Genomic DNA, 13,684 nt, shown 5'->3' with positions numbered 1-13,684 from the left:
CGCCCTGTCATCAGTCTTCGCAGCGGTTCTGCATGTCGCGTCCGCTTGACGAATCTGATCAGCAGTTCTGCCGGACGCGGTCCGTAGCTGGCGTACGGGCTTTGCGCGGTGGGGCCGGCGTGACCGTCCACCCCTCGCCGGGCGGGGCCGGACCCTGCGGGGGATGCAGCATCAAGTTGTACTTGTGCAAGCGGTGATGGTGGCTGTGACACAACAGGGCCAGGTTGACCAGGCTCGTCGGGCCGTCGTCGAGCCAGTGCTGAATGTGATGCCCGTCGCAGTGGATCGGGGCCCGGTCGCAGCCGGGCCAAACGCAGCCTTGATCGCGGGCAATCAGTGCTCGGCGGATCGCCGGCGGGATGGTGCGAGTGGCCCGCCCGACATCAAGCACTTCGCCGAGACCACTCATCACCACGGGGATGACACGAGTGTCACAGGCGATCTTGCGCGCGTCAGCCACGCCAAGCACGGTGCCGGTCTCGGTGGTTGCCACGGCGCCGGGAACTGCCAAGAGATCGCGCACCGGAATCGAGGCTGCGCCCGTGCAGCCAGCATCAGGCTGCCTGCCCGCCGAAGCACCACGCAGATTGTCCAGGGTCGTAAGCACGATCATCTGTGTCGGACTCGGAACAACCCAGCCGTCGTCTCTCAAGCCCTCGCCGACAACGCCTCCAGCATCACGAGCTGCAGACCCCGCACCGGAAGCACCACGGGACGCACGCCCCGCGCCGGGAGCACCATCGGCCGCCGCAGCATCCCACGGCGTCGCGCCGGCATGCAGGGCGCCACCGTCCGCCGCACCAACCCGCGGCATCGCATCGGCATGCAGGGCGCCACCGTCCGCCGCACCAACCCGCGGCATCGCGCCGGCATGCAGGGCGCCGCTGGGAGTCGCACCGTCTCCGCCCGCAACTCCCGCGCCTGGGACGCCGGCCGAGGTGAGCAGCCATGCGAGCGCGTCGGCAGCGCGCTGTTGCACGCTGCGCCGCTTCGATTCGGGCAAGTCCTTGTCACTGCGCCAGTTCCGTTCGATGGCGCTGATCAAGAGGCGGTTGATCGCGTCCCCCGTCAACGCATCGAACTTGGCCCGCAGGTGCCACATGCCGTCGTTCGGGTAGATCCACATCGACGCCGACCTCGCTGCGCGCTGGCGCGCATGCCGTTGCGCTTCGCTCTCGCGCCGCCACGCTGCTTCCGCACTACGCACTGTCTGCCGCGTCTGATCTGCTGTCTGGTTCCTCGCCTGTTTGCACAGATCGCTCCGCACGTCGTCGGGTACATCTGCCGCGGCTACCACCGCCGCCTGATCTGAGGTGATCTCACCCCGCCCCAGCGATTCGGCCACGGGAGGGTGGGCGCCCAGGGCCTGAGCCTCGCGTTCGATCCGGCGCGCCAACGCGCCGCCCACCGCCGTTGCATTGACCAGCGTCTCTGCCCCTGAGGCCTCCCCGCGGCGTGCATGCAATTGACGTCGAACTACTTCAGCGGCCAGCGAGCTGCGCGCTCCCTCAAGCATGTTGATGGCCCGTTGCACCGACTGCGCACACCACACCAAGTCTTCGTCGTGGGCGGATCGAACCGCCTTCGCATCGACCAATGGACCCGCACCCGCGACCGACCCCACCGCGGATTCGACTGCTCGCCGAACGACATTGCCGTCGCCAGAGTCGTCCTTGCAGCGCCGTACCAGCCGTGCGCGCAACTCCACCAGGCAGGCACCACTCACGGCGGGGCGGCGCGGGGTCCCCCGGCTGCCGACTTCCGACGGGCGTGAGGCGGAGTTCATGACAGCGACCTTAGAAGAGGGGTGTGACATTCGTTCACCACAACCCATCTCCGAACCCCGGTCGGACGAAGTGACGGCCGCAAACTCATATCGGCCAACGTAGAAAAGGGGTGTGACAGTCATGATCTTGGGGTCAGCAGTTCGGGCCGGGTTCCGGCTCGGGAGGATGCGTTCGGTGTCTCGATGAGCTGGTCTGACTCTGGGTGCGACGGGCGTCGGTGCCTTGATCTGTCGGGTTGGTTTGCGGGCTGCTGGCGCGCACCGACCGGCCCGCTTACACGGAACATGGGACACTCCGACCGGTCGGGCAGCCGCACAGCCATGGCGGAACCACAATTCAGCGTGTCGCTACCCGAGCTGCACCGCGGCCGGAAATCGGGCAGTCTCGAACCCGCCGCTGCCCTACCGTTCTCGCATGGCCCCAGCGACCTGCAACGCCGACGAAGGACACGCCCGCGTGCGCTGCCGCGCCGACGAAGGACACGCCCATGCCGCCTGTCACGCCAACGACTCATTCCAAGAACGCCTCGCCGCCTCCATGAAGCGCAACCGCCGGATTCTCGATCGTCTCGCCCGCGAGTCCGGCTGAGCCGGCGACCATAACCATCCGCTGTGTCGTTCTCCCCCGGGGCATCAACGTCGGCGGACACAACCGGGTGCCCATGGCCGAGCTTCGCCCCAAGCTGGCAGAGGTCGGCTACGCCGACCCCGCCACGATCCTCCAGAGCGGCAACATCATCGTCACTGCCGAGCTCGCGTCCGAGCCCACAGCCGACCTGCCCGACGATGCCGCAAACGTACGCAACCCCCCGAATGCCCCACGCCGACCATCGCGAAATCTCTGGCTCTGTTCGTCAGGCGTGTCGCTACGGTCGGCGAGATGCAAGGCCGAAGCACCATCGCCTGCCTCATCGAAGCGGGACGACTCGAGCGGGTTGCCGTTGAAGGCCGACAACAAGCGGGTGCCTGGGTGCTCGGTCAAGCTGAAAGGAGGCTCGGCGCGGCGATCGCTGTGCTCGAAATCGACGACATCGCAGGCGCGTTGTCCCTTGCGTACGACGCATACCGGTAGGCGGCCGAATCACTGTTGCTGCGCCAGTGTCTGCGGCCGATGTCCGGGGAGGGCTCTCATATTGCTGTTGAAGACGCTGTCTCGTCGCAATTTGTGGATTCGATCCCCCAGTTTGCGAAGCCGACGTATGAGAGGCTCTGCCGGAATCGGCACGCTGCCCGGTACTACGACGCTGACACGCCGCCACTGACAGGCGAGGACGCGCGGTGGGCGATCTCACTCGCCGAGGCTGCTCTGGAGGGCTCGCGCAGGGTCGGCGAAGAAGATGCCTTGGAGCCGTTCAGCCCTGACCGAGATCGATCTGAACCAGAGGCCGGCTGACGACGGTTGCGTGGAAGCTGTCGGTGCCGTTGGCAATCCAGTCCGCCGGGCGCACGGCTACCTGGACCGGACGTCCGAGTCGTTCTTCGGCGGCGGAAAGCGCTGCATAGAGCCGATCACGATCCGGAGCGCCAAGCACGAGGACGTCGATGTCCGCGACGGGACGGTTGCCCCCGACTTCAGCCCAACGGGCTGCCCACGATCCGAAGATATACGCAGCCTCGATGCCGTCGACATTTTCGAGCACTTCCGCAAGCACTTGCGGGGGGCCGAATGCCTTGACCAGCACGTCGGCGAGTCCCGCGTAGTAGGGACTGTCGGTGTCGGCCCGCACGAGCCGGACGTTGCCGATTTTCCGACTCGTGACGATGCCAGCCGCGTGTGCCCGCTCGATCTCGCGGTGCACCGAGCTGATCGGTGCGCCCAGCATCGCTGCGATGTCCGTGACGCTCGCTTCGAGTTCAGGGTCGCCGAGCAGCCGCGCCAAGATCTCGCCCTGCTGACGCGATCGCAGCAGCGGCAGCAGCTTCGGCGTAGCCGACTTGCCCATATTTTGGAAACTATATCCCTATATACGGAATCTCTGTCCGCACCTAGCGACCGGCACGCGCAAGCAGTACGCAGCGGCCGCCGGCCTGGCACAGAATGACGCTGTCTAGCGCGGTTGACACAGACGAGCGGCAAGCTGTTGTGCACGTCGCGCCAGCTCGAACCGTGCCTCGGGAAAGGATGGCTGAGACGATGACCAGCTACACCGTGACCTACCGGCGTGATCCGGGTGACGACGCTTGGCTCATCGACATCGAGGGCATGGCCGATATCCACACCTTCGGCCGGAACCTCGACGAAGCGGCGACGAATGCCCGCGAGGCCATCGCCGTCACCGCCGACATCCCCGAATCCTTCGTGGAAATCGACGAGCGCATCTGCGTTGCGGACGTCGATATCGATGAACTCGCGCGCCTGCGCGACCAAGCGCTGGAAGCGCACGAGATCTACTTGGCTCGCCAGCGGGCCGCTGCGCTGCGGCTCACCGAGGCCGGCGTCTCACGCCGGGATGCGGCTCGACTGCTCGGCGTGTCCCACCAACGAGTCCAGCAGCTCGTGGCCGACTGAATCACGTTGCAGGGGCAACGGGTCCTGATGTGAACGAGGTCGACCCCCAAACGCTAAACAGCCCCGACCGAAGTCGGGGCCGTCGGACCGGGGTTACGCGCCCCGGTGGGGTGCGCTCATCGTACCGAAGGCATCACTGGAAGGGCGGTGCCGTGCCGCACCTAGGCGCTAGCCAGCAGTTCCCAACGTCCGCCGTTCGACCGAGCCGCCTCGAGCGGCAGCTCGTCCCACAGCGCGCCCTCGAGTTCCCGGCCGCCGGCCTTGGGCGTCCTGCCTCCCCCAAACCCCCACCGCTGCGGTCACCTTGCGCAGGTGATCGATGCGGAAGGCGTACCGGCGGGTCTCGACGCTCACGCCCATCGGTAGGTTCGGCGGCCAGTCGAGCTCGCCCGCGACCCAGCTGAGTCGCTGCGCTCGCTTGGTGAGCACCTGGTAGGTGTGCTGCGGCGTCTCTCGGATGACATCGAAGACCTGCGCGATGAACTCGGGCGGCACATCGTCATGGAACAGATCGCTCATCGAGTCCACGAACACGAGGCGGGGTGCGCTCCAGCGTCGAGGCATATCAAGCGATGACCGCTACAAGGTGAGCTTGAAGCCCGGCCCGCTCGTCGACGGATCGCCGTCGTTCTGGTATTTCGGCGACCCCATCGCCTTGAGCCTCTTGGTCAGGGTCTGCGCATGGCAGCGATCACAACCCGGCGACACCCGATCGCAACCCGTGGTCGGGTTCCACGTCGCCTCGGTCCACTCGATCGCCGCCTTGTCAGCCACGCTCCAACCGTAGGGACGGGCTGTGACAGCGACGGGGCCAGATTCGGAATCTCGTCGCCGATCGCGGGCGTCGGTGTATCGCGCACGACACGAAGCGCGGCCCCTCCGGACTTCGCTGCCCCCCCACCAATACGCTGGCGCGTATTGGTGGGGGGGCGCGCGAACGAATTACGGACCAGCAACACCTGTGAGAACTCTCGCCCAGACGCTAAACAGCCCCGGCCGAAGCCGGGGCCGTCGGACCAGGGTTACGCGCCCCGGTGGGGTGCGCTCAGCGTACCGCCATCGGTACGCCTGTCAAATCCATTGGACATCTAACCTCGACGTGCCATGTCTGTCGAACGGGTTGCCGCATACATCGATGGCTTCAACCTCTATCACGGTCTCATGGAAGCCAAGCTGGGCTCGTCGCGCTGGCTGGATCTCAGGGCCATGTGCAGCAACCTGCTGAAGCCGCATCAACAACTCGTCAGCGTCCGCTATTTCACGACCCGCGTCAGGAACGATCCCGAGAAGCAAGCCCGCCAAGGGACCTACATCGATGCGCTGCTGGCGCATGGAGGAGTCGAAATCGACTTCGGCCACTTCCTCTCAAAACCCGCTCAATGCAAGCAATGTGGCAAAAGATGGCAGCGCAGCGAGGAGAAGAAGACGGACGTGAACATCGCAGTGCGACTTCTCGACGATGCGTACGACGACCTGTTCGATGTCGCAATCGTCATTTCGGGAGACAGTGATCTTGCACCTCCAATCGAGTCGGTCCAACGAAGGCACCCAGCGAAGACCGTCGTCGTGGCATTTCCCCCAAAGAGGCGTTCCGCTGAACTCAGACGAGCAGCCCGTGTGGCCCTTCCCATCGGAGACGGCGTCATCCGCAGGAGCCGCCTGCCGGACTCGATCTTCAAGGCCAACGGCCACAAGTTGCAGGCACCACAGGGGTGGTTGCCGATTTAGGGCAGCGTAAGCCGGTCAGACGGCGGCTGTGCTGCGAAGGTGCTTGACGATCTCGAAGAACTCGTCGACGTCTTCGGGCACGAAGATGGCGTCGGGTCCTTCGGGGGCGACGCTGATGAAGGGTGACTCGTAGACGCGGCGCTCTTCGACGGTGCCGTGCTCGGTGAGGTAGTCGATGACCATGTCGACGAAGCGGATCTGGTTGGTGCTGTAGCGCTTGTCGTCGAGGAACTTGGCGAAGGCGCGCTTGGCGGCGGCCCGGTCGAGTCCTACCAGCGAGCGGATGAACAGCCCGAAGCTGCCGGCGCGCTTTGACGCCTCGGCGAAGGTGTCGGTGTCGCCGATGCCGGCGGCTACCAGGACGCGCTGCAGGGCGTCCATGTCGACGAGCGTCAGTGTTTCGCCGCTGCGGACCTTGGCCACGACATCGGTGGCCAGGTTCTCGGTCAGGAAGTGCTGGGTCTTCTTGCGGAACTGAGCGAACTCGTCGCCAGCGCCACCACCAACAGCGTCGTCATCGTCCCCAGCATCACCATCGCCGCCGGGATCGCCGGTGCCAGGCAGCTTGATCACACTGGCCCCGCCGAACTCGTCGGCGAAGTCGCTGTAGAGCACGTTCTTGTTCGTGTGCACGATGAGCTGCACCAGGTTGCGGAGCCGCTTGCGGGCGTCCTCAAGCATCGGATATGTGACGTCGGCCCACCACTCGTCGGTCTGGATGTCGACAATCAGCTCTTGCTGCTGTGCCACCACCGGAATCGCCGTGCCCAAGTCCGCCAGCGCGGACGCCACACGAATGATCCGCTTGCGCTGCCGCTCGAACGGCTCGCGCCGCAGCAGGCCCAACTGCGCATTCAGCATCACCACGTCGAAGCGTTTGGCGTCCTCGCTGTCGGCATCGAGCTGGTCGGGCAGCTTGGCCACCCGCTCATTGAGCTCAGCCAAGTCCGCCAGCGAGGCCGTCTCCCACGCTTCGAGCGAGCTGAATCGCTCCACCAGCTCCAAGTGAGGCCGCACCAGGAAGTTGTCGGGGTTCATCGACGCCACGGTCTTGTGCAGCGTGGCTGCGATCTCAGCCCGCTCGTCGCCGAGCGCCGCCACCGAATCGAGCGTGGCCAGCAGCTCCAACCGGGCCGAGAACAGGATCTCGCTGAGCGATTTGCCGCTCGATTTCGCCACCGGCACCAGCGGCTGGCTGAAGTACTCGAGGTTCCCGCAGAAGTCGAACACGTTGAAGTGCGTCTTGTCCTCCCCGGGCCCGAACAGGTCCCCACACAGTCGGGTCCCTCGCCCGAGCATCTGCCAGAACTTTGTCTTCGACCGCACCAGCTTGAAGAACACCAGGTTGACGACTTCGGGCACGTCGATGCCGGTGTCCAGCATGTCCACGCTGATCGCGATGTGCGGCGCCTTCGCCTTGTTGGAGAAGTCGTCGATCAGGCTCTGGCCGTACTTCACCTGATGGGTGATGACCCGGGCGAAGTTCCCGGCATCTAGCGACGGGTAGTTGGCGTCGAAGCGCTCCTTGATGAACTCGGCGTGCTTCTGGTTCTTGGCGAAGATGATCGTCTTGCCCAGCCGGTCGCCGCCGGCCACCTTGACGCCCTCGGTCATCAGATACTCGAGCACCCGGTCGACGGTGTCGGTGTTGAACAGCCACTTGTTGAGCTCGGCGGGGTCGACCGCCTCGGGCGGCGCCAGCGGGCTGCCCTCATCGTCGGTGCCCCAGTCCAGCTCGTCCCAGTCGTCCTTCTCGTCTTCGCTCAGGTCGTCGTAGCGGATGCCCTCGCGCACGAATTTGAGCTGAACCGACACGCTCTGGGGCGGCACCAAGAACCCGTCCTTGATGGCGTCGTCCAGCGAGTAGGCGTCGGTGGGCACCCCCGTCTCCAGGTCGAACAGGTCGTAGGTGTTCTTGTCGACCTCATCCTTGGGGGTGGCGGTCAGGCCCATCAGCAGCGAGTCGAAGTACTCGAAGATTCCCCGGTACTTGCGGTACACCGACCGGTGCGCCTCGTCGATCACCACCAGGTCGAAGTGCCCCACCCCGAACCGGCGGGTCTCGTCGGCCCGGTACTCGTCGATCTTGCCGACCATCGTCTGATAGGTCGACACGTACACCCGGCCGTCCACGTTGCCCTCGGTCACCAGGTTCACTGGCGCCGAGTCCGGCAGATGAGTCTTGAAGGCGTTCACCGCCTGGTTCACGAGCGCTGTGCGATCAGCCAGGAACAGCACCCGCTTCACCCACCCGGCTCGCATCAGCAGGTCCACCAGGGCGATTACCGTGCGGGTCTTGCCCGCCCCGGTGGCCATCACCAGCAGTGCCTTGCGCTGCCTGCTCTGCTCGAAGTGCTCGGCGATAGCGCTGATCGCCCGCCGCTGGTAATGGCGATCGACGATCTGCTCACCGACATCCAGTGACACCAGCGGCCTGCGAGCCGTGCGTCGCTGGATGAGCAATGCCAGCTCGTCGCGGGTGCAGAACCCTTGCACTCGCCGGGACGGATATTGGGTGTCGTCCCACAGCCAGTGCTCGTAGCCGTTGCTGCAGTAGATGACGGGCCGCTGCCCAGTCTCGGCCTCCAAGCAGTCGGCGTAGAGCTTCGCCTGCTCCATGCCGACCTTCGGATCAGCCAGCGCCTTCTTGGCCTCCACCACGGCCAGCGGCAGTCCGTCGGCACCCCACAGCACATAATCCACATAGCCGACGCCTGAGTCGGAGGGCATCCCGTGTACCTCGTACTCGGTGTCTCGGCCCTCGACGAATCCGGTCCAGCCGGCTTCTGCCAGCAGGGCGTCGATCTTGAACTTGCGAGTCTGGGCCTCAGACCAGTCGAAGGCCTCCGGCGGGACCGTCTCGGCCGCCTTCTTCTTCGCCGCGGCAACCTCTGCCCGCAGCTTCGCCAGCTCGGCGTTCAACTCCTCGGCGGTGCGAGTCGAATCCGCCAGTCGCAGCTGGGCCGCAGCGAGTTCTTCGGACTCGTGCTCCAGCTGTGCCTCGAGCTCTTGGCGCTCGCGTAGCGATGCCCGCTCTGCTTCGCCCGCGTCGAGCAACCGATGTGGGTTGAATCGCAGCGACAGGTCGGGCTTCGATGTGCGGCCGTAGGTGAACGCGAACCAGAGGCAGAACTGGAACAACGCCGAGACAATCTCGACGGCCTCCAGCTTCGATGGGGCCTTCGACTGGTGAACAGCACGGTTTCCCGGCGCTTCGCGTTTGCGCGTGGGGTGAGCGTTTGAGGGTCCCGGCTCGATAGGGAGGGATCCCCCAGAATCGGAGGTGTTGAGACCCCGAGATCTGGAGGATCCCTGTGGCTGTTGACTGTACGCGTGCGTTGTTGCTGATCGTCGGTTTGGGTCCGGGTGTCGCGGTGCGCGATGTTGGGGGCGGCCGCGGCGGCCCGCTCGAGGTCGTGATAGCGCTGACGGATCGGCCGTGCTGTGGGGGCTGCGGCGGGCGGGTGTGGGCTCACGGGGCGAATGGGGTGCGCCTCGCTGATCTGCCGGCGTTCGGGCGGGCGGTGAAGCTGGTGTGGCGCAAGCGCCGCTGGCTGTGCCCCCATCAGGGCTGTGCGGTGCGCACGTTCACCGATCAGCAGCCCGCCATCGCGCCGCCCAGGGGGCGCATGACCAGCCGGGCTGCGCGTTGGGCGACCCGCCGCGCCGGTGCGGGACGCGCGATCAAAGAGATCGCGGCCGAGCTGGGCTGCAACTGGCACACCGCGATGGCTGCGGTGCAGCGTTGGGGCCAAGCGCTGCTCGAAGCCGACGCCTCGCGCATTGACGGGGTGACCGCTTTGGGTCTCGATGAGATCTTGATGTTCCGACGCGGCCGGTACCGCGAACAGCACTGGGGCACCACCATCGTGGACGCCGGAAAAGGCAAGCTGCTGGACATAGTCGCTGGTAAGAGCGCTAAGGGCGCTACCAGATGGATCCAGGGACGCACGTCGAGATGGCGAGCCCGGGTGCGCTGGGCAGTCATGGACCTGTCGGGCCCGTACCGCAAGGCGTTCACCGACGCGTTGCCCAAAGCGATCCAGGTCGCCGATCCGTTCCATGTCGTCAAGCTCGCCAACTCGGCCGTCGACGAGGTGCGCAGACGCGTCCAGAACGAGACAACCGGCGGACGCGGCACCAAAGACGATCCCTTGTATCGGATACGGCGGCTTCTGCTCAAAGCCCACGAACGCGTCACCCAACGCGGCGAGGCGAAGCTGCGCGGCCTGCTCGCAGCCGGCGACCCCCGCGGCGAGGTCCGCGACGCCTGGCACGCCAAGGAAACCCTTCGCATGACCTACCGCATCGGCGACCACAAGACCGCTCTCGAAGCGCTCGACGAGCTGTCCCGCGACCTGCGCGACGAGGCGTACTCGCCGGAGCTGAACAAGCTCGGCCGCACGCTACGCACCTGGCGCACCCCGATCACCAACTGGCACCGCTCACGAGTGACCAACGGTCCCACCGAAGCAGCCAACAACCTGGCCAAGCTGATCAAGCGCGTGTCGTTCGGGATCACCAACTTCGACCACTACCGCACCCGAGTCCTGCTCTACGCAGGAAAACCCGACTGGACCCTGCTCGACACCCTCACCCCACGCTAAAACGCGAAGAGCCGGTTTCCCGCCCTCTGGATTTTCCGAGCCACGTCGAAGATCCGGCCGCCTTCCAGCGCCTTGAACGCAGCCTCGTTCAACAGCGTGTTGAGCGAGTCGCCGTAGGCCGAAGGAAGGGACGGATCATGCTGGTAAATCCACTTGACGGCTGATTCCAGACTCTTGCGCGCATAGATGACCGCGGCACCCGGATCCGACAGCGTGTACCCCTCGGCCCGCGACGCGGACTCGAACTCGGGCTTGAATTCGGCATCGAGGAACGAGAACTGCGACTCGCTCACAGGTCCCCCCGAAACGCCCGCTGTTGTAGCGAGGCAAACAACACGTCCAAGGATTGAGAACTCGCTTCGAGAGTTGTTCGGTGATGTCGAATCCGCTCGACCGCGTCGACGAATTGGTGCTGTGATTCCATCGGCGGCAGGGATAACTCAAACTGCGCATACTTGCTTGCATTGACATTGGGCTGGGCGACGGTCGTGGCCGCCCCCGCGACCCAACTCCGATATCTCTCAGTTCTCGTGCACTGGTATAGGAACTCAGGCAGAATCCGCTGCTGGTCGGGCACGAACCTGATCAGATATCCCGCGAAGACGAAAGGTGCACTCTCGTCCTGCATAAGGAATGTCTTGCCCACCGTCGCTCCCGAACGAGCGAACACCAGATCTCCGGGATTCAGGATCTTCGAACGCCATTGGTCTTCCGTGCCACCGGGTCCTACGGCTTCATCAGTCAGGGTTCCATCGCTGCGTATGTCCGTAATTCTCAGGTAGCGGGGCATACCACTGACGAGTTCGACAGCAGGAACATTCGCGCCGTACTCACCCTTGTGGCGACAGACCTCCTCCAGTCGTACCCTTGGCCACCCCGATTCGACCGTCGGGTCACCGAACATGTCGAAGAAAACGGCTTGTACAAGGTCATCCAGCTTGCCGAGCGCCTGACGGCGCTTCGCCTGAAGCGCCTCAGCCGCGTCCAGCACTGCCGCAATCCGCCGTTGCTCCCCCAGCGGCGGCAGCGGAACCAGGAGCTTCTTCAGTTTCGATGCATTGACTCCCTTTTGGACTCCGCCGTCTGATGCGCTGGCAATCTGTCGCCAGTAGCTCGGAGAACGAAAGAAATGACTCACGTAGCCGGGTTCGGCGATCGCTGGTTGCACCCGCAGCCGAATCAAGTACGACGCGAAGACAGCTCCTTCGGGACAGTCACGAACTAGCAAGCTATTGCCCGTCGACCCAGTCCGAGCGAAGACGATGTCACCGGCCCTGAGGCGCCGGGCCTTCACACCCTTCGTAGTTTCGGCACAGTGGGGCACAGTTGACCAGTTGATCCCGGTTTCTCTGATGTCAGTGATCCGAAGCATCTTCGGGCCGATCGGATCCTTGGATGCGGAGGCCGTTACCCCGTAGTCGACCTGAGCCGCGAAGTCGCCGACGGGAACCGTTCTCATCCGAGAACAGCCCTGAGTTCGTGGAGGCCCGATTGGATGTCGTTTTCCAGCATCTGCAGTTCATCGATGATTGAGGCCGGCGAGTCATACGGCACTTCGTCGAAGACAATCTCCTTGTAACGGTTGATGCTGAGGTCGTAGTCGTTGATGACGATGTCGGCCTTGGGCACACAGAAGGACTGCTCGGTCAGGGCCCGCTCCAGTTCCAAATCGTTGCGCGCCCACCAACGGGTCAGCGCGTCGGGAAGGTTGTTGGCTGCGTGTTCATCCTCGACCAGGCCCTCAGCGAGTACACCGAGCTTGTCGTCGTGCATCAGCGGAGCCCGCTTGTCGTCGAGGCTGTAGCCGTCTGCCATGAGGTCGTAGAACCAAACGAGGTCGGTGCCTCCGGAGTTCGTCTTCGTGAACAGCAAGATCGCTGTGGACACGCCCGCATACGGCTTGAAAACACCCGCGGGCAGCGACACGATCCCGTCGAGCTTCTGATCCTCGACCAAGATCCGGCGGAGTACCTTGTGTGCCTTCGTCGAGCCAAACAGCACTCCGTCGGGAACGATCACGGCGGCTCGGCCACCCGGCTGGAGGAGCCGCAGGAAAAGCGAGAGGAACAGCAGCTCAGTCTTCTTCGTCCTGGCGACCTGCAGGAGGCCCTTGGCGGTGCCCTCGTAGTCGAGCGATCCGGCGAACGGGGGGTTGGCGAGAATCAGGCTGTAGGCCTCAGCGTCGCCAGCGTGATCCTCGGCGAGCGAGTCCCGGTAGCTGATGTTCGGGTTCTGCACTCCGTGGAGCTGCATGTTCATCGACCCAATGCGGAGCATCGTGTTGTCGAAGTCGTAGCCCGCGAACATCCCGTTGTGGAAGTGACGCTGCCGGCGATTGTCGGTGAGGGCGCCCGGGTGCTCGCGACGGATGTACTCACTGGCACCGACCAAGAATCCGCAGGTGCCGCTAGCCGGGTCACAGATCACGTCGTCGGGCTGGGGCGCCATCATCTCGACCATCAGCTCGATGATGTGCCGTGGCGTGCGGAACTGGCCGTTCTGGCCGGCCGTGGCGATCTTCGAGAGCATGTACTCGTAGACGTCGCCCTTGGTGTCCCGGTCGGCCATCTCGACCGCGTCGAGCCCGTCCACGGCCTTTTGCAACAGCCCAGGCGCGGGAATCGTGAGCTTGGCACCGGTCATGTGCTTGGCGTGGGTGCTCTCGTCGGCTCGCTGCTGGAGGAACGGGAACACGTAGTTCTCAACGATGTCGAACATCTCGGATGGAGGCAGATTCTTGAATCTCGACCAGCGCAGATCCCGGTACGGCCGGCCTTCGGCCCGCCCTTCGGGCTGGAACGCCTGACTCTCAGGGAAGATGTCGTCCTCGGCCGGGATCGGCTTGCGCGTGCGATTCGCCTTGTTCTCCGCGAGCGTCTGCTGCTCATCGAGGGCCTTGACGAACAGCAGGTAGGTGAGTTGTTCCATCACCTCCAGCGGGTTCGAGATGCCCCCCGACCAGAAGTCGTTCCACACCGCATCGATCTGCCGTTTCAGCTCACCCGTGACCATGGCCACCCATTCTCGCCGGTCCAAGCACGCCGCGTGAAACCG

At 64.7% G+C, this 13,684-nt stretch carries 11 protein-coding genes and 2 pseudogenes; 6 read left to right on the top strand and 7 right to left on the bottom strand.

Going from position 1 to position 13,684, the window contains the following annotated elements; genetic code table 11:
- Positions 1–58: 58 nt before the first annotated feature.
- Positions 59–1,786, bottom strand: a complete 1,728-nt coding sequence (locus ACOOF5_RS08470) for an HNH endonuclease signature motif containing protein (RefSeq protein WP_420438113.1) — start codon at positions 1,784–1,786, stop codon at positions 59–61.
- 415 nt (positions 1,787–2,201) lie between these two features.
- Here ACOOF5_RS08470 and ACOOF5_RS08465 point away from each other — a divergent pair, with 415 nt between their 5' ends.
- From ACOOF5_RS08465 to ACOOF5_RS08455, 3 genes and pseudogenes are all read left to right on the top strand, one after another.
- On the top strand, positions 2,202–2,375 hold the full coding sequence (locus ACOOF5_RS08465) for a hypothetical protein (RefSeq protein ID WP_420438111.1): 174 nt from the start codon (positions 2,202–2,204) through the stop codon (positions 2,373–2,375).
- Positions 2,350–2,532, top strand: a pseudogene (locus tag ACOOF5_RS08460) (DUF1697 domain-containing protein); the annotation flags it as partial. The gene ACOOF5_RS08465 and the pseudogene ACOOF5_RS08460, both read left to right, overlap by 26 nt.
- 134 nt (positions 2,533–2,666) lie before the next feature.
- On the top strand, positions 2,667–2,858 hold the full coding sequence (locus tag ACOOF5_RS08455; RefSeq protein WP_420438109.1) for a hypothetical protein: 192 nt from the start codon (positions 2,667–2,669) through the stop codon (positions 2,856–2,858).
- A gap of 280 nt (positions 2,859–3,138) precedes the next feature.
- Here ACOOF5_RS08455 and ACOOF5_RS08450 read toward each other — a convergent pair whose 3' ends face one another.
- Complete coding sequence (locus ACOOF5_RS08450) at positions 3,139–3,729, bottom strand: ArsR family transcriptional regulator (protein WP_420438107.1); 591 nt, start codon at positions 3,727–3,729, stop codon at positions 3,139–3,141.
- A 191-nt stretch (positions 3,730–3,920) separates the two neighbouring features.
- On the opposite strand from ACOOF5_RS08450, the gene ACOOF5_RS08445 reads away from it, so the two are divergent.
- Complete coding sequence (locus tag ACOOF5_RS08445; protein ID WP_420438105.1) at positions 3,921–4,295, top strand: helix-turn-helix domain-containing protein; 375 nt, start codon at positions 3,921–3,923, stop codon at positions 4,293–4,295.
- A 161-nt stretch (positions 4,296–4,456) separates the two neighbouring features.
- Here ACOOF5_RS08445 and ACOOF5_RS08440 read toward each other — a convergent pair.
- Positions 4,457–5,069: pseudogene (locus tag ACOOF5_RS08440) on the bottom strand (DUF5131 family protein).
- Between the two features lie 330 nt (positions 5,070–5,399).
- Between ACOOF5_RS08440 and ACOOF5_RS08435 the strand changes: the two are divergent.
- A complete protein-coding gene (locus ACOOF5_RS08435; protein WP_420438103.1) occupies positions 5,400–6,023 on the top strand; it encodes an NYN domain-containing protein in 624 nt (207 codons plus the stop codon).
- 15 nt (positions 6,024–6,038) lie between these two features.
- Here the strand turns inward: ACOOF5_RS08435 and ACOOF5_RS08430 are convergent, their stop codons facing one another.
- A complete protein-coding gene (locus ACOOF5_RS08430; protein ID WP_420438101.1) occupies positions 6,039–9,164 on the bottom strand; it encodes a DEAD/DEAH box helicase family protein in 3,126 nt (1,041 codons plus the stop codon).
- Positions 9,165–9,337: 173 nt separating this feature from the next.
- On the opposite strand from ACOOF5_RS08430, the gene ACOOF5_RS08425 reads away from it, so the two are divergent.
- Positions 9,338–10,630 carry an ISL3 family transposase gene (locus ACOOF5_RS08425; RefSeq protein WP_420437296.1) on the top strand — a complete coding sequence of 431 codons (1,293 nt, stop codon included), beginning with the start codon at positions 9,338–9,340 and terminating at the stop codon, positions 10,628–10,630.
- Here ACOOF5_RS08425 and ACOOF5_RS08420 read toward each other — a convergent pair.
- Genes ACOOF5_RS08420 through ACOOF5_RS08410 form a run of 3 tightly spaced genes read right to left on the bottom strand, consistent with a single transcriptional unit; the run spans position 10,627 to position 13,642 of the window.
- Positions 10,627–10,923, bottom strand: coding sequence for a hypothetical protein (locus tag ACOOF5_RS08420; RefSeq protein ID WP_420438099.1), 297 nt, complete (start codon positions 10,921–10,923; stop codon positions 10,627–10,629). The two genes, ACOOF5_RS08425 and ACOOF5_RS08420, sit on opposite strands and share 4 nt — an antisense overlap.
- Positions 10,920–12,089 (bottom strand): restriction endonuclease subunit S, encoded by a 1,170-nt coding sequence (locus ACOOF5_RS08415; RefSeq protein ID WP_420438097.1) that lies wholly within the window; start codon positions 12,087–12,089, stop codon positions 10,920–10,922. Before ACOOF5_RS08415 ends, ACOOF5_RS08420 begins: the two co-directional genes overlap by 4 nt.
- Positions 12,086–13,642, bottom strand: coding sequence for a type I restriction-modification system subunit M (locus tag ACOOF5_RS08410; RefSeq protein WP_420438095.1), 1,557 nt, complete (start codon positions 13,640–13,642; stop codon positions 12,086–12,088). The genes ACOOF5_RS08415 and ACOOF5_RS08410 overlap by 4 nt, the downstream gene beginning before the upstream one ends.
- Positions 13,643–13,684 lie beyond the last annotated feature (42 nt).

This window comes from Candidatus Poriferisodalis sp. (assembly GCF_965214215.1).
Classification (GTDB): domain Bacteria; phylum Actinomycetota; class Acidimicrobiia; order Acidimicrobiales; family Poriferisodalaceae; genus Poriferisodalis.
The sequence above is the reverse complement of the archived record's forward strand: the minus strand, read 5'-3'. Positions and strand labels throughout refer to the sequence as shown.